The sequence below is a fragment of the Gryllotalpicola koreensis genome (assembly GCF_039538185.1).
Taxonomy (GTDB): Bacteria; Actinomycetota; Actinomycetes; order Actinomycetales; family Microbacteriaceae; genus Gryllotalpicola; species Gryllotalpicola koreensis.
Genome location: NZ_BAABBW010000005.1, coordinates 359,341 through 377,159, shown reverse-complemented (window position 1 = coordinate 377,159; position 17,819 = coordinate 359,341). Strand labels below are relative to the sequence as shown.

Below are 17,819 nucleotides of genomic sequence, written 5' to 3'. Positions count from 1 at the left end.
GGCGGACGCGGATCGCCGCCCTAGCACTGGCCGTGGCGTTGGTCGGCACAATTAGCGGTTGTTCGCAGACAGCGGTCGCTCCGGTGGGGCACTGCTCCCCGCAGTACAAGGTGGGCGCGGCCGAGGGCGGCCTGACTGTTCAGCAGGCTGGCAAGGGGAAGGCCATCACGTGGGGAATCTACGTCGCGGCAAAATACAAGACTGGGACCACGTGGCACGTCACGGTGCGAGCGGATGGCACCAAGATTGACTCAAAGAACCAGGCGTACGAACCGCACGGAAGCGTAAACGCGGCCCGCGCGGCGAAGTACTCGGGAAAGATCCTGGAGATCTCCGGGTCGGCCCTGCATGGAAAGGATGATCTCTTGACGTTCGATGGAAAGTGCAAGATCGCCTGAGATGAGCCGCGTGGTCGATCTCGCCGATGTCTTGCCTGACGTTTCTGCGGACTTCTCAGCTGTGCTGGACCATTCCGCACGTGCCCGTCTCGTGATGCTCGACCATTCGCACGACCCGGCCGTGTCGGCTCTGCTTCCTGATGCGGACGAATGGCTTCCTGCCGGGCAACAGTCTCAGGTTCTGTTGGTGGTGGGGAACAACATCTCATCGGTCGACGCGGAGTGGTCAGGCAGAGGAGCGCTGGCCGTCGAAGTTGCCTCGCTGCTTCAGGAGTACGTGATGGATCAGCTGAACGCGCGATGGCCTGTGCGTTCTGATAGTGAGGGCGTGGCGGAGCCGGAGCTTCGAGGAGGCAGTCCCCGGTGGGTATGGAAGAACGGAGTGACGCCGTTCGGTCAACTCACGCAGACTCTCAGCGCTTGAGCAGCGCTGCGGGGTCGCTTGGGAGGGCATATCGACCTGTCGATGTATGGGTGCTCGGCGCAGTATTCGGCCTTGTTCCCAGCACCCTTGCTCTTTCCTGGGTTGTGCCGGTCGTCGTTGGAATCGTCGGGCTTGTGCTCGTTGCTGGCTGGAGACTCCGCTTGTCAGTGGCGCTCTACGTTGGCGCAGAGATTGGCGGCCTGCCGTGGCCCTCGGCCCCGGCAGTGGCCGCCGCGGCCTTCTTCATGCTCAACATTCACGCACTGCAAGATCCGAAGTTCTGGGTTGTGCGTCCCACGCGTCCGTGGGCAACGTGGACAATCATCTCGGCGGGCGCGATCGGCGCCGGCACCATGGCGGTTGCGCTCGACTGGCGGCAGATCCGAACTGGCTACGTGTTCCCGCTACCTATTCCACCGGAGTGGTCGGTTCCACTGCTGGCCATCGGGGCAGCCGTTCTCAACACGATCGGGGAAGAGGCTCTCTGGCGAGGGATGCTCGCAACGCTCAGTGCAAGAGTGCTCACGCTTCGGACCGCGACAGTCGTCCAAGCTTTTTCTTTCGGTCTCGCGCACTACAACGGCATTCCGAATGGGCCGGTCGGGATTGTTGCCGCAGCCGTGTTCTCGGCTTTCCTGTACCTGGTCTCTGTCCGGGTCGGTGCGGTCGGTGCACTTGTCGCGCACTTTCTGGCGGATCTGGTCATCTTCCTCACGGTGATGCACTTCGCTCTCTTCGCCTGGAGCGGGTAGACCGGACCCGGATGAGACTTGCGCTTGGTTAGCGTGCGGCGCTGGATGTAGCTCATAGCCGTCGGCGACTGCCGCCTCGCGTGCCTTCCCGCGCTGGCGGCGATCGCTTCGCCGAGCATGCGGAACTGTGACGAGTCCCGTACGGCCGCGCGCGTTGCAGCGCGCGGCCGTGGTCGTCTCGGTCTGCTTGTCGCGGATGAAGACGAGAGCTCGGGGGCGGACGAGCTCGCCGGCATCGCGCTTCTCAAGGTGCTCGACACTGCATGCGGGGCACGATGCCTTGATCGGTGTCTCGGGCACGGTCGGCGTCAGGTATGCGCGGGTGGCACTCGCCTACCGCTCGACAAACGTCAGGGCCGAGTAGTCGTGGCGGGCGTAGAAGAATGCGGACTGGTGAGGCTTCGGCTTCTCGACTGGTTCGCGGGTCTGAAATCTGAGGTGCTTGCTGACCTGGGCGAGTACCCGGGCGGCTTCGTCGGTGATGCGTTCGAGCAGATCGACGGCCACCGTTTCGATCGGCGGCCGCGACCCGAATGCGGCCGAGCCACCGCCGGATTCCATGCCGCTGAAGATTGCTTCGCGCAGCTGCTGGAGGAGCTTCCAGCATCATCTATTGCCACTGCGGCGGAAGGATGGGCAGCAGCACCGGCCACGGCCGACTGCGCTACGCGTGCGTCCAGTCCGCTGGCTACCGGACGCACCCCGACGCGTCCCATCAGGGCGGGACTCGTGAAGCTCGCCGAGCGCCTTGACAACGCCTCGGATGACCTCAACGCGCGAATCATGCTGGAAGCAACGTGCATCCGCCTCCGCGACTGGCTAGAAGCCGAGCGGGTCGCGCTCGAGGCAGAGCTGAAGCGCGCATCCGCTCAGGTCACGGTGCACCCCATCGCATTCGTCGGCGATCTCGTGGAGCAACCACCAACCCTGACGACCGAGCGTCGTCGAGAGGCGCTCAGACTGCTCGTCGGTCGGATCACGATCAACCCATCCGGAGCGGAGAAGCGGGTCGATAGGAGTCCGACCTACTCGACGCCTGAGATGAGCCGCTACGGTCGGCGCCGATAGGCTGATGACCTCATGTCACAGTTATCCATAGGCATCGTCGGTCTCCCCAACGTCGGCAAGTCGACCCTCTTCAACGCGCTGACCAAGAACGACGTGCTCGCGGCGAACTATCCGTTCGCGACGATCGAGCCGAACGTGGGTGTCGTGAACCTGCCTGATGAGCGGCTGCAGAAGCTTGCCGAGGTGTTCCACTCCGAGCGCATCGTGCCCGCGACCGTGTCGTTCGTCGACATCGCCGGAATCGTCAAGGGCGCGAGCGAGGGGGAGGGGCTCGGCAACCAGTTCCTCGCGAACATCCGCGAGGCCGACGCCATTGCCCAGGTCGTGCGCGGATTCACCGACGACGACGTCGTGCACGTGGCCGGCGCCGTCGACCCGCGCGGCGACCTCGACACGATCAACACTGAGCTGATCCTCGCCGATCTGCAGACCCTCGAGAAGGCGCAGCCGCGCATCGAGAAGGAGGTGCGCGGCAAGAAGACCGACCCCGCAGTGCTGGCGGCGGTCAATGAGGCGATCGCGGCGCTGTCGGAGGGCCGCGTGCTCTCGGCCGTCGCGGGCCTCGACCTCGCCGCGCTGCGTGAGTTCGGCCTGCTCACCGCGAAGCCGGTCATCTACGTCTTCAACGTCGACGAGGGCGTGCTGACGGATGCCGCGCGCAAGGCTGCTCTGTCGGAGCTGGTTGCCCCCGCGAAGGCCGTGTTCCTCGACGCGAAGATCGAATCGGAGCTCATCGACCTGCCTGAGGACGAAGCACTCGAGCTGCTGCAGTCGACAGGCCAGGAGGAATCCGGCCTCGATCAGCTCGCCCGCGTCGGCTTCGACACCCTGGGGCTCCAGACCTACCTCACCGCCGGCCCGAAGGAGGCGCGTGCGTGGACGATCCACAAGGGCTGGAAGGCGCCGCAGGCCGCCGGGGTGATCCACACGGACTTCGAGAAGGGCTTCATCAAGGCAGAGGTGATCTCGTTCGAGGACCTGATCGAACTCGGCTCGGTCGCCGAGGCGCGCGCGCACGGCAAGGCCCGCCTCGAGGGCAAGGACTACGTCATGCAGGACGGCGACGTGGTGGAGTTCAGGTTCAACGTCTAGCGCCGAGTCCGAAGGCTCCGGCCCTCGTTATTCGCTGGCCGCGTCGGCTTCAATGGCCTCGACCGCACGATCGAGCCAGAACGCCGCCTCGTCGATGTCCTGCCCCTCGAGCGCCTGGCGCGCAGCGATGACCGCATGATGGATTGTCGCAAGCATTTTTCCCCTCAATTGCTCGGATAATCCCTCAACCCCGCTCGCAGGTTATCGAATAGCGGGGGCCGGTGCCAGCGGGAATGGCGGCGGCCTGACTTGGGGAGACACCAGGCCGCCGCCTGCCCATAATCACCGCGGCCCGCGCTCTGTTCGGGTCAGAGGTCGCGGGCCGCGGTAGATGGGGTTGAGGTTACGGGTTCGGGTGCCCGCATATACAGACTGACGGGTCTACCCCAAGGACGGCGAAGCTCTCGCTCAGGACCTGCTCAACGTTCGGTTCGTCACCTCATGAAAGTCACGTGGATCACGCCGCTCTCGGCGATCTCCGACGTCACGTCGTAGCCGGACTCCAGGCCGCGTAGATCGTCCCAGAGACGGATGCCTCGGCCGAGCAGTATCGGAACGATGCCGACATGCAGCCGGTCGACCAATCCCGCCTTGAGGAAGTCGCGCACGACGGTGGGTCCGCCGCCGATGCGGACATCCTTCCCGTCGGCCGCCTCCAGCGCGCGATCGAGCGCCTCCTGCGGTGCCGCAGCCAGGAAATGAAAGGCAGTGCCGTTGGCGAACTCGAGCGGTGGTCTTGGGGCGCTGTGGGTGAGGACGAACACGGGGCACCGGAACGGCGGCTCGTCACCCCACCAGCCGCGCCAGTCGGGGTCGTCGGCGAAGTTGTGCAGTCCGAACATGCCGGCGCCCATGATCTCGGCGCCGACCTCCTCGAAGTACGCCTTCCCGTACCTGTCGTCGACACCGGTCGTGCCCTCGCCGGACACATCGTGCATGACCCGCTCGCGGAAGGTCCTGGTCGACACGTACGCGTGAGTCAGTCGTGCCCAGTCCTCGCCGAACGGATTCTCGGGCGTCTGGTCCGTCGTGGTCGCGAACCCGTCGAGCGAGATGTTGAGGTCAACCCGAACTGCCATTGTTTCTCCGATCAGACAAGCGGATCGTATTGGAACTCGCGGAGCTCCTGTGCGCAACGGCACGCTCCCGCGGTCTTCGCGGCCCACCGCACCGCCTCGTCGCGCGAGGCGGCCTCGATGACGGTGAATCCGCCGTCCAGCTGCGCGGTCTCGGGGTATGTGCCGTCCGAGACGGATCCGTCGGCTCCCACGAGCACCGGCGTCACGGCCTCGTTCAGCCCACCGCCGAAGACATACACCCCGGCGTCCTTCATCTCCTGGATGACCGCGTGCGCGGCATCCGCCACCTCTTGCAGCTCATCGAGCGTGACCTGCATCGCCGAGCTCGGGAACGAGATCAGATACGTCGTCATGGCCGTGAGCACACCATGCACAGGGTGTGGCGTCAACAGCGCTGGCGGCACGGCGCGTGCGATGCCACGCTGTCCGCATGGCGCTCTATGACGAGCTGGGCGGTTTCGATGCGATCCTGGCGGTCTGCCGCCGCTGGAGCGAGCTGTGCCTCGCCGACCCCGTCGCCGAGCATCCGTTCTCGCACCCCCATGTGCACCCGCAGCACGACGAACGGCTCGCCGCCTACCTCAGCGAGGCTGCGGGCGGTCCGAAGCTGTACACCGGCGGCTACGGCACCGAATCCATGGTGCGGCGGATGCACGCCGGCAACGGCCCGCACGAGGAGCTCGACGAGATCTGCCTGCGGCTCTTCGATCAGGCGCTCGTCGAATCGCCGATTCCTCCCGAGCCGGCGGCGCGGCTCGGCGCCTACTTCCGCGCCGTGGCGCATGACATGACCCGCTACGACGCGTCGGCCGACCTTGTTCCCGAAGGCCTGGCCATGCGCAGGGCGTGAGGCCGTACGGTATGCCCATGGAACTGCGCTTCCGAAGCGAGATCATCTACTGGCGCGGGCCCGCGCCGTTCACCTTCGTGCGCATCCCCGAGGCGCAGAGCGACGACATCGCCGAGATCGCGTCGATGGTGAGCTACGGCTGGGGCGCGATCCCCGTCAACGCGCGCATCGGGAAGACCGATTTTTACACCGCGCTTTTCCCGAAGGACGGCGTCTATCTGCTTCCGGTCAAGGTCGCCGTCCGGCGTGCGGAGGGCATCGATGTCGGCGACGAGGTGGCCGTCGAGCTGTCAGTGGGCGGCGCGTGAGGAGCGACGGGGTCGAGATCTGGCTGCGCGACGTCATCGCGTCGTTGGTCGGCCTCGGTACCGCAGTGCGCCGCGACGAGCCGGACTCGGTGCATCAGGCGCGCACGATGACGCGCAGGCTGCGGGTGATCGTCGCACTCGTTCCCAGCGACGCCGGCCGCCCGGCGGCGAGGGAGCTCAAGCACTACGGCCGAGTGCTCGGCGACGCCCGAGACCTCGAGGTGCGAGCCGAGCTGGCGGCCCGCCTTCTCGACGAGCTCGGCGACGACGATGAGACGGATGCCGCGCACGAGCGCCTCGTCACCGACCTTCGCGCCGAGTACCGTGAGGCGCACGGGAGGGTCGTCGAATACCTCGACGGTCGCAGCTACCGCCGACTGCTCGCGCTGCTCGAGGACGTCGCGGAGGACGCCGACGACCTCGACGAGCTCGCGGTGCAGCACGAGGCTCGCAAGCACGCCCGCGCCCTGCGCTATCTTGCCGAGGCGCTCGGCGACGACGACACCGCGAAGACCGGGGCCGCGCTGCAGGACGCGTTCGGCGAGCACCGCGACTACACGCTGCTCGCCCGCTCCCTCGATGACGAGACCGATCCGTCGCTCGTGCGCGTGCGTGAGGCCGCGAGGAAGCGCGGCGCCGCGTCACTCGGCGGCTAGCGGCACCGCTATCCCTTCAGCTCGTGCGCGAGCTGCGCGGCCCATCGCTCGACGGCGGCGCGATCACGAAAGTCTCCGGCGTGCTTCTTCGCGACCGAGCCGGCGAGCCAGCCTGCCGGGTGCGTGTCGAGGCGGCCGCCGAAGGTGGCGGTCCCTCGCGCGTGCACCTCGGCGGCTGCGCGCTGCAGCTGGGGCGCAACGGCGGCGGGATGCCCGGTGTCCACCGTCGTCAGCGGTCCCGAGGCGACGAGCCACACGGGCGTGTCCTTCCACTCCTTCGCCACGCGGTGCGCGAGCCGGCGCGCGTCGCGGTGCCACCGTTGTTCATAGACCGCGCCGGCGATCACCGCCGCATCGAAGTGCTCGGCCTCGGTGTCGACCAGGCTCGCCGGCTCGAGCTCCACCTCGAGCCCTCCTTCGAGCAGCTCCCGCGCGATCCATTCGGCAATGCCGACCGTGCCGCCGCGCCGCGACGCGTATGCAACCAGAACACTTGTCATGCCTCGCAGTCAACCTCTGCGCCCCCGCTGCCGCATGGGCCGATCGTCCCGATCCACATGGCCGAGGCGCGCACTTTTCGATAACGTCGAGACGTGCCAGACGACATAGACGGCTATGACAGAGCACGCCTTGCCGCCCTTTACGACCCGCTTGACCCTGACCGCTCAGACCTCGATGTCTACGTCGACATCGTCGGCGAGCTGGGTGCCCGCCGACTGATCGATCTGGGCTGCGGCACCGGCACCTTCGCCCTGATGCTCGCGGGCAAGGGCATCCGGGTCACCGGGGTCGACCCCGACGAGGACGCGGTCGACGTCGCCCGTCACAAGGAGGGAGCCGACGCCGTCGAATGGGTCGTCGGCGACGCCGCCGACCTGCCGCCGATGTCGGCGAACCTGGTCACGATGACGGCGAACGTCGCGCAGCACTTCCTGACGGATGCCGAGTGGGATGCCGCACTCGCCTCGATCCGCGACGCGCTGCTGCCCGGTGGCTATCTCGTCTTCGAGTCGCGCCGCCCCGAGGCGCGCGCCTGGGACGGCTGGACACCGGCGCATACCCGCGTCGAGGCCGAGACCGAGGATTACGGCCGCGTTGAGGCGTGGCAGGAGGTGCTCGACGTCACCGGCCACCTCGTGACGTTCCGCACCTCGAACGCCTTCGAGGACGGCACCGTGATCGAGGTCGACACGACCCTGCGCTTCCGCACGGAGCAGGAGCTGCGCGTCTCGCTCGCTGCCGCCGGTTTCGAGACCGTCGAGGTGCGCGACGCCCCCGACCGCCCAGGCCGCGAGTTCGTCTTCATCGCCCGTGTCGTCGACGAGGCGGATTACTGACCCTCGCGGATGCCGGACGCGAAACGGCCCCGGACGCCGAAGCGCACCGGGGCCGTTCTGGTAGGGCTGCGACTTTACTGGTTGGCGGTCGCGAGCTTCTCGAGGTCGGGGTTGTTCTTGTACGCCTCGACCGCGTTGTCCTTGGTCACCAGGACCGGGGAGAGCTCGATCGACTTGACGATGATCTTGCCGTTGTCGTTGTTCTTGTCGTTGTCGACGGTCTTCGGCTTCTCGCCCTTGCTGAGCGTGGTCACCAGGTCCACCGCGGCCTGCGCCTCGAGGGTGGTGTCCTTGTAGATCGTCGAGTACTGCGTGCCGTTCATGATCAGCGGGATCGAGTCGGTCTCGGAGTCCTGGCCGGTCACGACGGGGTTGGGCAGACCGGCCGACTTGGTCGCCTGCAGGATGGCGCGGGCGAGCGTGTCGTTGGGGGAGAGCACGCCGTCGAGCTTGGTTCCCTTGGCGTAGTAGCCCGTGATCAGGTCGGTCATGCGCTTCTGCGCGTTCTGGGCGAGCCAGCCCTGGGTGGAGGCATTGTTGAAGGTGGTCTGACCCGAGACGACCTTGATGGTGCCGTCCGCGATCTTCGGCTTGAGCACGCTCATCGCGCCGTTGAAGAACAGGGGAGCGTTGGCGTCGTCGGGCGAGCCGGCGAACAGCTCGACGTTGTACGGGCCCGAGCCCTTCTCCTTCTTCAGGCCGTCGAGCAGGGCCTGGGCCTGCAGCTCGCCGACGTGGAAGTTGTTGAACGCGACGTAGTAGTCGACGTTCTTGGTGTTGAGGATGTTGCGGTCCCAGGCGATGACGATCGCACCGTCCTTCTTGGCGGTGGCGACCTGCGTGGTCAGCTGCGAGCCGTCGGCCGCACCGATGATGACGACCTTGGCGCCCTTGGTCAGCATCGAGTTGATCTCGGCCTGCTGGCTGGGGACGGGGCTCGAGTTGTCCGCGTACTGGATGTCGGCCTTGAATCCGGCCTTCTCGATCGAGTCCTTGAAGTCCTGGCCGGCGAGAACCCAGTTCTGCGAGGTCTTCGCGGGCAGGGCGACGCCGATGAGGTCGCCCTTCTTGATCGTGGTCGAGCTGCTGTCGCTCGAGCCGCTGGTGGTGCGGCCCGTCGAGCAGCCGCTCAGCGTCAGGGCTGCGGCCGCAGCCACGGCGGCGATGCCGACGATGTACTTCTTGCGCATGTGATTGCCTTTTCTTCTCTTCTTCGAGCGTGGGCGGCGTTGTGGCCGCCCGTGGTTCTCCTGCGGGCTTAGGGCAGGGAGACTGTGGACTGGTCGTCGATCGACTTCGGCAGCGCGGCGACCTGCGCCGGGGCATCCGTCGCCTTCGTGCGGTCCCGGCCGATGCCGAGGCCCCTCGTGATGCCGCCGATGAGCGAGGGGCGGCCCTGCGTCTTCGAGTAGACGTCGAACGCGACCGCGAGCAGCAGCACGAGACCGCGGATGATCTGCTGCAGGTTCGACTCGGCGCCGATGAGCTGCAGACCGTTCTGCAGCAGTGCCATGACGAGCGCGCCGACGATCGAGCCGGCGACGGTGCCGATGCCGCCCGAAACTGCGGCGCCACCGACGAAGACCGCGGCGATCGCGTCGAGCTCCCAGCCGGTGCCGTCCGCGGGGCCGGAGGCGCCGGCGTAGCCGACGTAGACCATGCCGGCGATCGCGGCGAGCAGCGACATGTTCGCCATCACGAAGAAGTTGACCCGGCGGATGCTGACGCCCGAGAGGGCGGCCGCGTTGGCGTTGCCGCCCACGGCGTAGACCTGGCGGCCGAAGATCGTGTTGCGCGTGATGAAGCCGTAGAGGATCGTCAGGACGCCCGCGATGATCGCGACGACCGGGAAGCTGGTCCCGACGGAGCCCGCACCGAACAGGTAGGTGCCGAACAGGGTGACGGCGACGAGGATGCCGGTGCGCACGATGCTCACCCACATGGGGACGAGCTCTGCGCCCATCTTGCGGCGCTTGGCGCGGCCGCGGGCCTCACTCCAGATGAGGACGATGACGGTGATGAGCCCGAGCAGCAGGGTGCCATTGCTGAAGCCGGTGTTCGGTCCGAAGTCGGGAATGAAGCCGTTGCCGATGGTCTGGTACGACTCGGGGACGCTCACGGAGGTCGAGTTGCCGATCCACTGGTTCGCGCCGCGGAAGATCAGCTGGCCGGCGAGGGTGACGATGAACGCCGGGACGCGCACGAACGCGACCCAGAAGCCCTGCCAGGCGCCGACCAGGGCGCCGATGACGAGGCCGAGCAGGATCGCCTCCCACCAGGACCAGTGCCACTGGCTCATCGCCTGGGCGACGATGATGCCGACGAAGGCGGCGACCGATCCCACCGAGAGATCGATGTGACCGGCGATGATCACCATCACCATGCCGAGCGCCAGGATCAGGATGTAGGAGTACTGCTGGAAGACGTTGATGACGTTGGTCGGGCTGAGCGTGAGCCCGCCCGTCGCGATCTCGAAGATCGCCACGATGAGGATGAGCGCGATGATCATCCCGTACTGGCCGGCACTCGTGCCTCGGCCGCCGAAGAGTTGACGGAGCGGGTTCATCTAGATCAGTGCATCCTTCTTGCTGTGGCTGGTCATGCTGCGCATGAGCGTCTCTGGGGTCGCTTCGGCGACGGGGAATTCATCGGTGATCGAGCCCTCGAAGATCGTGTAGATCCGGTCGGAGAGGCCGAGAAGCTCGGGGAGCTCTGACGAGATGAGGATCACGCCCTTGCCCTGCTCGGCGAGCTGCTGGATGATCCGGTAGATCTCGAACTTCGCGCCGACGTCGATGCCGCGCGTGGGCTCGTCGAGGATCAGCAGGTCGGGGTCGGTGAACATCCACTTCGACAGCACGACCTTCTGCTGGTTGCCGCCGGAGAGCTTGGAGACGCCCTCTTCGACCGTCGGCACCTTGGTGCGCAGCATCTTGCGGTACTGCTCGGCGACGTCGAACTCCTTCAGAGAGTCGACCACGCCGCCCTTCGAGATCTTGCGGAGGTCGGCCGATACGGTCGAGCGCTTCACCGAGTCGAGCAGGTTGAGGCCGAGGGCCTTGCGGTCCTCGCTGACGTAGCCGATGCCGGCGTCGATCGCCTGGCGCACACTGCCGAGCTTGATCTCGCGGCCGTCCTTGAACACCTGGCCGCCGAGCCACGTGCCATAGCTCCTGCCGAACAGGCTCATCGCGAGCTCGGTGCGGCCGGCGCCCATGAGGCCCGCGAAGCCGACGATCTCGCCGCGGCGCACGGTGAAGCTCTCGTTCTTGCAGACGAGACGGGAGGAGTCGAGCGGATGCTGCACCGTCCAGTCCTTCACCTCGAAGAACACCTCGCCGATGTGCGGGGTGCGGTCGGGGAAGCGGCTCTCGAGCGAGCGGCCCACCATGCCGCGGATGATGCGGTCCTCGTCGACGCCCGTGTGCACGTCGAGCGTCTCGATGGTGCGGCCGTCGCGGATGATCGTGATGTCGTCGGCGACCTGCTCGATCTCGTTCAGCTTGTGGCTGATCATGATGGAGGTCACGCCGCGCTCCTTGAGGCCGACGATGAGGCTCAGCAGGTGCTGCGAGTCGGTCTCGTTGAGGGCCGCCGTCGGCTCGTCGAGGATGAGCAGCTTGACGTTCTTGTGCAGCGCCTTGGCGATCTCCACGAGCTGCTGCTTGCCGACGCCCAGGTTCTTGATCTGCGTGTCGGGGTCCTCGTCGAGGCCGACCCGGGCGAGCAGCTCCCGCGCGCGCAGCTGCGCCTGCGTCCAGTCGATGACGCCGCGCTTGCCGATCTCGCTGCCGAGGAACAGGTTCTCGGTGATCGAGAGCTCGGGGATGAGCGCCAGCTCCTGGTGGATGATGACGATGCCGGCTTCCTCGGACTGCTTGATGTTCGAGAACTGCACGACCTCGCCCTGGTAGACGATGTCGCCGGTGTAGGTGCCGTACGGGTAGACGCCGGAGAGCACCTTCATGAGCGTCGACTTGCCGGCGCCGTTCTCGCCGCAGATGGCGTGGATCTCGCCGGCCGTGACGGTCATGCTGACGTCGGACAGTGCCTTGACGCCCGGGAATTCCTTGGTGATGGAGCGCATCTCCAAGATGGTGTGATTGCTCACCTGTTCCTCTTCACTCCTCTTTGAGCTCAATGTGAACGATCACATTGCGAGCCGCAGAGGATCATAAGCCGAACGGTCGGGGTGTTGTCAAACCGAGCTGAGTCCTAGCCGCGCCGCGCCGGTCCGCTGGAGCGCCGCACCACGAGATGCGGCTGGATGTCGACGGTGTCGTCGTCCCGCCCCTCGAGCAGCATCTGCACGCAGCGCCGGCCGAGCTCGGCGAAGTCCTGATGGACCGTCGTGAGTGGCGGCCAGAAATGCTCGGCCGAGGGGATGTCGTCGAAGCCGATGACGCTGATGTCCTCGGGAACCCGCACCGAGAGCGAGTGTGCGGCGTGCAGCACGCCGAGCGCCATCTCGTCGTTCGAGCAGAAGAACGCCGTCGCGTCGTTCGCCATGATCAGCTGCCGCCCCGCGAAGTAGCCGAACTCCGCTGTCCAGTCGCCGCGGATCGGCGGCAGGGTCGGCAGCTCGCGATCGGAGAGCTCGAGCAGATAGCCCTGCATGCGGGCATCCGCCTCGATCCAGTCCTGGGGGCCGGCCAGATGCCGGATGTATTCGTGCCCCAGATCCGCGAGATGCGCGGTCGCCGCCCGCGCGCCGGCCGCCTGGTCGACCCACAGTGCCTGCGGATCGCCGTCGAGCCCCGAGCGCAGCGTCACCATGGGCGGCAGGTCGACCAGCCGGGCCAGCGTCTCGAAGACGCGCTGCTGCGGGGCGATGACGACGAGCCCCTCGACGTCCTGCTCGATGAGCCGGTCGACGGCGGACGTGATCGACTCGTCGTCGATCTCGGTGAGATGCGCCGTGTTCACGGAGAAGCCCTTGGCGGCGGCCGCGGCCTCGATGGCCTGCACCGTGAGCGCCGGGCCATAGGTCGCGCGGATCGACGCGAGGACTCCGATGGTGCGCGAGCGGCTGGTCTTGAGCGCTCGCGCGGCGCGGTTGGGCCGGTAGTGCAGCTCCTCCATCGCGGCGAGCACGCGATCGCGGGTCTCCGGCCGCAGTGCCTCCGAGTTGTTGAGCACGCGCGACACCGTCTGGTACGAGACGCCGGCCAGGCGCGCCACGTCCCGCATGTTCGGGGCCCGCGTGCGCGCGGAGTCGGGGGAGCTCATCGGGTTGCCTTACTGGGATGTGGTCGTTCACATGCCCGCGGACATTATGGCTGATGAGTTGCGGCGGGCTACTCAGAGAGCGTTCGAGTCCCCGTGAGCTCCTCGGCGGTGCGCCACAGCCGCGCCGCGACGTCCATCGACCGCGCTGAGCGCGGGATCCTGGCCCTCTTGGTCGGGCCGACGAGACCGAGCCTGCGGCCCGGGCCGTAGTAGGCGCCCTGCTCGGCGGCGGGAGACGTCGCGGCGAACAGCAGCGGCTCCGCGCCGGTCTCGACGCCCTGCGAGGGCAGCAGCGTGCGGCGGATCGGCGGCAGCTGGCTGTCGGCGCCGCGACCCAGGTTGCGGCCCGCCGTCTGCAGATTGGTGCGCGTGTAGCCCGGGTGCGCGATCGTGCTGAGGAGATCCCACGCGCGCTGCTGCGCGATGGCGGCGAGCTGCCTGCCGAGCAGCAGGTCGGCGAGCTTCGACTGCGCGTAGGCGAACTGCGGCGAGAACCGGCGCCTGGTCCAGTTCAGGTCGTCGAAGTCGATCCGGCCGAAGTTGGCGGTGCCGCTCGACATCGTGGCGACGCGCGCGCCTGGCGTCCGGAGCACGGCCGGCAGCAGGAGGTTCGTGAGCGCGAACGGGCCGAGGAAGTTCGTGCCGAATTGCAGTTCGAAGCCGTCGGCCGTCTCGATGCGCTGCGGTGGGACCATCACGCCCGCGTTGTTGACGAGCCCGTGCAGCGGAGCGCCGTCGGCGACCACCTGTGCGGCGAACTCGCGGACCGACGCGAGATCGGCGAGGTCGAGCCATCGCACCTCGAGCTGCGCCTCCGGGGCCTCGGATCGGATCGCCGCTGCGGCCTCTTCGCCCTTCTCCGGCGTGCGCACCGCGAGCACGACCGCGGCCCCGGCGCGCGCGAGCCGGCGCGCCACCTCGCGGCCCGTCCCGCTGTTCGACCCCGTGACGATGAAACGCCGCCCGGTCTGGTCGGGCACGTCGTAGTACATGGCAAGCTCCTTGCTAAAATAATAGAACCGCTGGTCTGTTGAGTCGAGAATAACAGACCATTGGTCTGTTGTGTGAATGGAGATGTGATGACCACGGACTTCGCGCGCGCTCGCAGCGACGAGCAGCGCGCCGTGCGGCGCACGGCGATCGTGCGCACTGCGGCGCAGCTGCTCGGCGACGGTACGCGGGTCGCAGAGTTGAGCCTGAATGAGCTCGCGCGACGGGTGGGCCTCGCCAAGTCCAATGTGCTGCGCTATTTCGAGACCCGCGAGGCGGTGTTGCTCGCCCTGCTCGATGACGTGTACGGCGAGTGGCTCGATGCGCTCCAGACCGAGCTGGAGAAGACGGATGCCGGCGCCGGCGTCTCTCCTGTCGAGCTCGTCGCCGAAGCGATCTCCCGCACCGTCGCCGAGCGCCCGGTGCTCTCCGAGCTCGTCGCGAACACCTCGATGGTGCTCGAGCACAACGTCTCCGCAGAGATCGCCGCCGACTACAAGCTCCGCGCCTACGCGCAGGCGATGCGCCTCGTCGACCTCGTCGAGATCCAGGTGGGGGCGCTGCCCGAGGCGAGCCGCATCGCACTCGCGGCAGCCGTCAATCTCGCCATCGGCGGAGCCTGGGGCATGTGCCGACCGTCGCCCGGCATGGCGGCGGCCTACCGGAGCCACCCCGAGCTCGCCGCGATGCAGCTCGACTACCGCGTCGCCGTGCGCGAGCTTGTCGCAACGGTCGTCACGGGGCTGCTCGCCCGACCCGCATCGGAGCAGCTGTGACAGTGCGCATCGAGAACGCTGCGCCGGCGGACCTCGAGGACTGCGTGGCGATCTGGGCACGGGCCATCGAGGCGCGCGACGGCGTCGATGACCCTGCCGTGCCGGGCCGCGCGCGGGCGAAGCTCACCGCGCCGAGGCGACTCGCCTGGCTCGTCGCACGCGACGGCGAGACCCCGGTCGCCTTCGCCCTCGCGAGCGAGGGCGGCACGGGCACGGTCGGCCCGCACGACCCCGCCGGCTACGCCTACCTCGGGTTGCTGGCGGTCGCGCCCGGTGCGTGGGGGCGCGGCATCGCGACGCAGCTGCTCGATCGGCTGGCCGTCGAGCTCGCCGCGACCGGGGCCCCCGGCGCGTATCTGCATGTGCTCACCGAGAACACGGGGGCGATCCGCCGCTACGAGGGCGCGGGCTGGCATCCGTTCGGCGAGGTCTTCGCGCACCCCGCGACGGGGCGGCCGAGCCTGACCTATGTGACCGAGTTCGCGAGCACGGATGTCGGCGGTGCCGCCTAGTCTCGGGTCATGGCCGACGACGCGAACGACCCGAAGCGCACCCTGAAGCGCTACCTGCAGCGCCAACGGGATGCGCTCGTCTGGAAGGTCGAGGGCCTCAGCGAGCGCGAGGTGCGCCGGCCGATGACCCCGACCGGCACCAATCTGCTGGGGCTCGTGAAGCACGTCGCGCACATGGAGTACGGCTATCTCGGCGAGGTCTTCGGCCGCCCGGCCGACGACCCGATACTGCTCGACTTCGAGACGGCCGCAGACAACGACGACATGTGGGCGCGGTCCGATGAGTCGGCGGCCGATATCGTCGCGTTCTATCGGCGCGCGTGGGCGCACGGGGATGCCACGATCGACGCGCTCTCGCTCGACGACCTCGGCTTCGTGCCGTGGTGGCCGCCTGAGCGGCAGCACCCGACGCTGCATCTGGTGCTCGTCCACCACATTCAAGAACTCGCCCGGCACGCCGGTCAGGCCGACATTGTGCGCGAGCTGACCGATCGAAGGGTCGGCCTCTCGTCCGAGACCTCCAACCTGCCCGATCGCGACGAGGCGTGGTGGGCCGCCTACACGGCGAAGCTGCGCGGCATCGCAGAGTCGTTCCCCGAGTAGCCGCTCACTCGTCGCTCTCAGGCGGCTGCCGCACGAAGAACACCCCGACGACGGCCCCGAGCGACACGATCGCGCCGATCAGGAACGCCGCGCGAACGCCGGACGCCTGCGCGGGCAGCTGCGCTGCCCCACCCGAGGCCGCCGCAAGCGTCCCGGCGGCGAGCACGGCGACGAACACTGCGGTTCCGATGGCGCCGGCCACCTGCTGAATCGTGCCGACGATGGCGCTCGCGTGCGGGTAGAAGTGCTTCGTCACCGATCCGAGCGCCGCGGTGAACAGCGGTGTGAACATCAGCGACAGCCCGAAGCTCAGCACGATGTGCGCTGCGAGCACGAGCCACACCGAGGTGCGCTCGGTCGCGAACAGCGCGAGGAACCACAGATCCGCCGAGACGATGATCGCGCCGGGGACGAGCAGCACGGTCGGCCCCCGCCGGTCGTAGATGCGCCCCACCATGGGGGCGAAGAGCCCCATGACGAGGCCGCCCGGCAGAAGAAGCAGGCCAGCCAGCAGCGAGCCGAAGCCCAGCACGTTCTGCATGTAGATCGGCAGCACGATGATGGTGCCGAACAGGGCGATCATCATGATCACCATCACCGTGACGGAGACGGTGAAGTTCCGCACGGCGAACGGTCGCAGATCGAGCAGAGCCCGCTCACGCCGAGCGAGTAGCCGCTGTCGCACGACGAAGAGGGCGAGCGCGATCGCTCCGACGGCGAGGGCGACCGCCATCGCCCATGTAGCCGAGCCGCCCGGGGCATCCGTCGCACTGCCGATCTGCGCCAGTCCGAAGACGAGCCCGCCGAAGCCGAGCGCGGCGAGCGGGATCGAGAGCGCGTCGAGCGGTGCGGGCTCAGGCGGGCTGACGTTCTCGACGCTGAGGATGCCGATGACGAGCATCGCGACGGCGATGGGCAGCACGATGAGGAACATCCAGCGCCAGGACAGGTAGTTCAGGACCAGGCCCGAGATGGTCGGGCCGATCGCCGGGGCGACCGAGATCACGGTCGAGACGCGCCCCATCAGACGGCCGCGCTCGTGCGGCGGGACGAGCCCCATGATCGTGGTCATGAGCAGCGGCATCATGATGGCGGTGCCGCACGCCTGCGTCACCCGGGCGATGAGCAGCACCGTGAACCCCGGCGCGATCGCGGCGATCAGGGTGCCTGCCGAGAAGAAGCTCATCGCGAGGATGAACGCGGGCCGGGTCTCGAGCCGCTGCAGCAGCCACCCCGTGATCGGAATGACGATCGCCATCGTCAGCATGAACACGGTGGTCAGCCATTGCGCGAGCTCGACCGTGATGTCGAGATCGACGACGAGATGGGGAATCGCGACGCCCATGATCGTCTCGTTCAGGATGACGACGAACGTCGCGCCGAGCAGCAGCCAGATCACGCGGCTCGATCGTCTGTCGATGGTCGCAGGGGCAGTGATGAGCGGCGTGGACATGTGAACAGACTAAGGATCGCCAGTGACATCGGGATGCCGCGCGAGCGAGGGTGCGTCCGCTACGCTTGCCGCAGCACCACCTAATCGAATACCGGGCCGCTAAGGCCGCCGCGGGAGAGCTGCGCGCGCAGCACCGAAGGAGCAATCCTCCCCGACAATCTCTCAGGTACACGTACCGCGGCAGGCCGGCCACTCTGAAGAGCGGAATTGCGAAGAATTCCCGCCGATGGTGAAAGCACGTGGTGCGAATCTCTCAGGCACAGATACAGAGGGGGAGTTCCTTCCTTCCCTA

The 17,819-nt window shown here is 67.5% G+C and carries 23 protein-coding genes and 2 riboswitches; of the genes, 12 read left to right on the top strand and 11 right to left on the bottom strand.

The features are described 5' to 3' along the window. The first annotated feature begins 32 nt into the window (after positions 1 to 32). The 3 genes from ABD708_RS16240 to ABD708_RS16230 all read left to right on the top strand — a co-directional run bounded on the left by ABD708_RS16240 (position 33) and on the right by ABD708_RS16230 (position 1,574). Positions 33 to 398 (top strand): hypothetical protein, encoded by a 366-nt coding sequence (locus ABD708_RS16240; protein ID WP_344756361.1) that lies wholly within the window; start codon positions 33 to 35, stop codon positions 396 to 398. A 10-nt stretch (positions 399 to 408) separates the two neighbouring features. Next, positions 409 to 822 carry a hypothetical protein gene (locus ABD708_RS16235; protein ID WP_344756359.1) on the top strand — a complete coding sequence of 138 codons (414 nt, stop codon included), beginning with the start codon at positions 409 to 411 and terminating at the stop codon, positions 820 to 822. Positions 823 to 989: 167 nt separating this feature from the next. Beyond that, on the top strand, positions 990 to 1,574 hold the full coding sequence (locus ABD708_RS16230) for a CPBP family intramembrane glutamic endopeptidase (protein WP_344756357.1): 585 nt from the start codon (positions 990 to 992) through the stop codon (positions 1,572 to 1,574). 333 nt (positions 1,575 to 1,907) lie between these two features. Here the strand turns inward: ABD708_RS16230 and ABD708_RS16225 are convergent, their stop codons facing one another. Continuing rightward, positions 1,908 to 2,159 carry a hypothetical protein gene (locus ABD708_RS16225; protein WP_425553321.1) on the bottom strand — a complete coding sequence of 84 codons (252 nt, stop codon included), beginning with the start codon at positions 2,157 to 2,159 and terminating at the stop codon, positions 1,908 to 1,910. A gap of 144 nt (positions 2,160 to 2,303) precedes the next feature. Between ABD708_RS16225 and ABD708_RS16220 the strand changes: the two genes are divergently transcribed. Both ABD708_RS16220 and ychF read left to right on the top strand, forming a co-directional pair. Beyond that, a complete protein-coding gene (locus ABD708_RS16220) occupies positions 2,304 to 2,642 on the top strand; it encodes a hypothetical protein (protein WP_344756353.1) in 339 nt (112 codons plus the stop codon). Between the two features lie 12 nt (positions 2,643 to 2,654). Then, entirely contained in the window at positions 2,655 to 3,734 is a 1,080-nt protein-coding gene (gene ychF, locus ABD708_RS16215; RefSeq protein WP_344756351.1) for a redox-regulated ATPase YchF, read from the top strand. A gap of 27 nt (positions 3,735 to 3,761) precedes the next feature. On the opposite strand, the gene ABD708_RS16210 is transcribed toward ychF, so the two are convergent. The 3 genes from ABD708_RS16210 to ABD708_RS16200 form a co-directional block, all read right to left on the bottom strand. Then, positions 3,762 to 3,890 carry a hypothetical protein gene (locus tag ABD708_RS16210; protein ID WP_344756349.1) on the bottom strand — a complete coding sequence of 43 codons (129 nt, stop codon included), beginning with the start codon at positions 3,888 to 3,890 and terminating at the stop codon, positions 3,762 to 3,764. A gap of 278 nt (positions 3,891 to 4,168) precedes the next feature. Next, positions 4,169 to 4,813 (bottom strand): dihydrofolate reductase family protein, encoded by a 645-nt coding sequence (locus ABD708_RS16205; protein ID WP_344756346.1) that lies wholly within the window; start codon positions 4,811 to 4,813, stop codon positions 4,169 to 4,171. A gap of 11 nt (positions 4,814 to 4,824) precedes the next feature. Next, positions 4,825 to 5,166 carry a YciI family protein gene (locus tag ABD708_RS16200; protein WP_344756344.1) on the bottom strand — a complete coding sequence of 114 codons (342 nt, stop codon included), beginning with the start codon at positions 5,164 to 5,166 and terminating at the stop codon, positions 4,825 to 4,827. A 77-nt stretch (positions 5,167 to 5,243) separates the two neighbouring features. On the opposite strand from ABD708_RS16200, the gene ABD708_RS16195 reads away from it, so the two are divergent. Genes ABD708_RS16195 through ABD708_RS16185 form a run of 3 tightly spaced genes read left to right on the top strand, consistent with a single transcriptional unit; the run spans position 5,244 to position 6,627 of the window. Further along, positions 5,244 to 5,663, top strand: coding sequence for a globin domain-containing protein (locus ABD708_RS16195; RefSeq protein ID WP_344756342.1), 420 nt, complete (start codon positions 5,244 to 5,246; stop codon positions 5,661 to 5,663). A gap of 17 nt (positions 5,664 to 5,680) precedes the next feature. Continuing rightward, positions 5,681 to 5,971: a DUF1905 domain-containing protein gene (locus ABD708_RS16190; RefSeq protein WP_344756340.1), complete on the top strand. Its 291-nt coding sequence runs from the start codon at positions 5,681 to 5,683 to the stop codon at positions 5,969 to 5,971. After that, on the top strand, positions 5,968 to 6,627 hold the full coding sequence (locus ABD708_RS16185) for a CHAD domain-containing protein (RefSeq protein WP_344756338.1): 660 nt from the start codon (positions 5,968 to 5,970) through the stop codon (positions 6,625 to 6,627). The genes ABD708_RS16190 and ABD708_RS16185 overlap by 4 nt, the downstream gene beginning before the upstream one ends. 8 nt (positions 6,628 to 6,635) lie before the next feature. Here ABD708_RS16185 and ABD708_RS16180 read toward each other — a convergent pair whose 3' ends face one another. Beyond that, the gene (locus tag ABD708_RS16180; protein ID WP_344756336.1) at positions 6,636 to 7,127 is read right to left on the bottom strand and encodes a flavodoxin domain-containing protein; all 492 of its coding nucleotides are present in this window, start codon (positions 7,125 to 7,127) and stop codon (positions 6,636 to 6,638) included. Between the two features lie 93 nt (positions 7,128 to 7,220). On the opposite strand from ABD708_RS16180, the gene ABD708_RS16175 reads away from it, so the two are divergent. Further along, positions 7,221 to 7,964, top strand: coding sequence for a class I SAM-dependent methyltransferase (locus tag ABD708_RS16175; protein WP_344756333.1), 744 nt, complete (start codon positions 7,221 to 7,223; stop codon positions 7,962 to 7,964). A gap of 74 nt (positions 7,965 to 8,038) precedes the next feature. Here the strand turns inward: ABD708_RS16175 and ABD708_RS16170 are convergent, their stop codons facing one another. From ABD708_RS16170 to ABD708_RS16150, 5 genes are all read right to left on the bottom strand, one after another. Next, a complete protein-coding gene (locus tag ABD708_RS16170) occupies positions 8,039 to 9,154 on the bottom strand; it encodes a substrate-binding domain-containing protein (RefSeq protein ID WP_344756331.1) in 1,116 nt (371 codons plus the stop codon). A 68-nt stretch (positions 9,155 to 9,222) separates the two neighbouring features. After that, positions 9,223 to 10,530: a multiple monosaccharide ABC transporter permease gene (gene mmsB / locus ABD708_RS16165; protein ID WP_344756329.1), complete on the bottom strand. Its 1,308-nt coding sequence runs from the start codon at positions 10,528 to 10,530 to the stop codon at positions 9,223 to 9,225. Continuing rightward, positions 10,531 to 12,051 carry a multiple monosaccharide ABC transporter ATP-binding protein gene (gene mmsA / locus ABD708_RS16160; RefSeq protein WP_344756327.1) on the bottom strand — a complete coding sequence of 507 codons (1,521 nt, stop codon included), beginning with the start codon at positions 12,049 to 12,051 and terminating at the stop codon, positions 10,531 to 10,533. Positions 12,052 to 12,179: 128 nt separating this feature from the next. Next, positions 12,180 to 13,193: a LacI family DNA-binding transcriptional regulator gene (locus ABD708_RS16155; RefSeq protein WP_344756324.1), complete on the bottom strand. Its 1,014-nt coding sequence runs from the start codon at positions 13,191 to 13,193 to the stop codon at positions 12,180 to 12,182. Positions 13,194 to 13,261: 68 nt separating this feature from the next. Continuing rightward, on the bottom strand, positions 13,262 to 14,185 hold the full coding sequence (locus ABD708_RS16150; RefSeq protein WP_344756322.1) for an SDR family oxidoreductase: 924 nt from the start codon (positions 14,183 to 14,185) through the stop codon (positions 13,262 to 13,264). Between the two features lie 87 nt (positions 14,186 to 14,272). Here ABD708_RS16150 and ABD708_RS16145 point away from each other — a divergent pair, with 87 nt between their 5' ends. Genes ABD708_RS16145 through ABD708_RS16135 form a run of 3 tightly spaced genes read left to right on the top strand, consistent with a single transcriptional unit; the run spans position 14,273 to position 16,074 of the window. Next, complete coding sequence (locus ABD708_RS16145; protein ID WP_344756320.1) at positions 14,273 to 14,959, top strand: TetR/AcrR family transcriptional regulator; 687 nt, start codon at positions 14,273 to 14,275, stop codon at positions 14,957 to 14,959. Then, the gene (locus ABD708_RS16140; RefSeq protein WP_344756318.1) at positions 14,956 to 15,471 is read left to right on the top strand and encodes a GNAT family N-acetyltransferase; all 516 of its coding nucleotides are present in this window, start codon (positions 14,956 to 14,958) and stop codon (positions 15,469 to 15,471) included. The genes ABD708_RS16145 and ABD708_RS16140 overlap by 4 nt, the downstream gene beginning before the upstream one ends. 9 nt (positions 15,472 to 15,480) lie before the next feature. After that, positions 15,481 to 16,074: a DinB family protein gene (locus ABD708_RS16135; RefSeq protein WP_344756316.1), complete on the top strand. Its 594-nt coding sequence runs from the start codon at positions 15,481 to 15,483 to the stop codon at positions 16,072 to 16,074. Positions 16,075 to 16,078: 4 nt separating this feature from the next. On the opposite strand, the gene ABD708_RS16130 is transcribed toward ABD708_RS16135, so the two are convergent. Then, the gene (locus ABD708_RS16130; RefSeq protein ID WP_344756314.1) at positions 16,079 to 17,527 is read right to left on the bottom strand and encodes a DHA2 family efflux MFS transporter permease subunit; all 1,449 of its coding nucleotides are present in this window, start codon (positions 17,525 to 17,527) and stop codon (positions 16,079 to 16,081) included. Between the two features lie 101 nt (positions 17,528 to 17,628). Further along, positions 17,629 to 17,715: riboswitch (glycine riboswitch) on the top strand. 1 nt (position 17,716) lies between these two features. Continuing rightward, positions 17,717 to 17,803, top strand: a riboswitch (glycine riboswitch). The last annotated feature ends 16 nt before the right edge of the window (positions 17,804 to 17,819 follow it).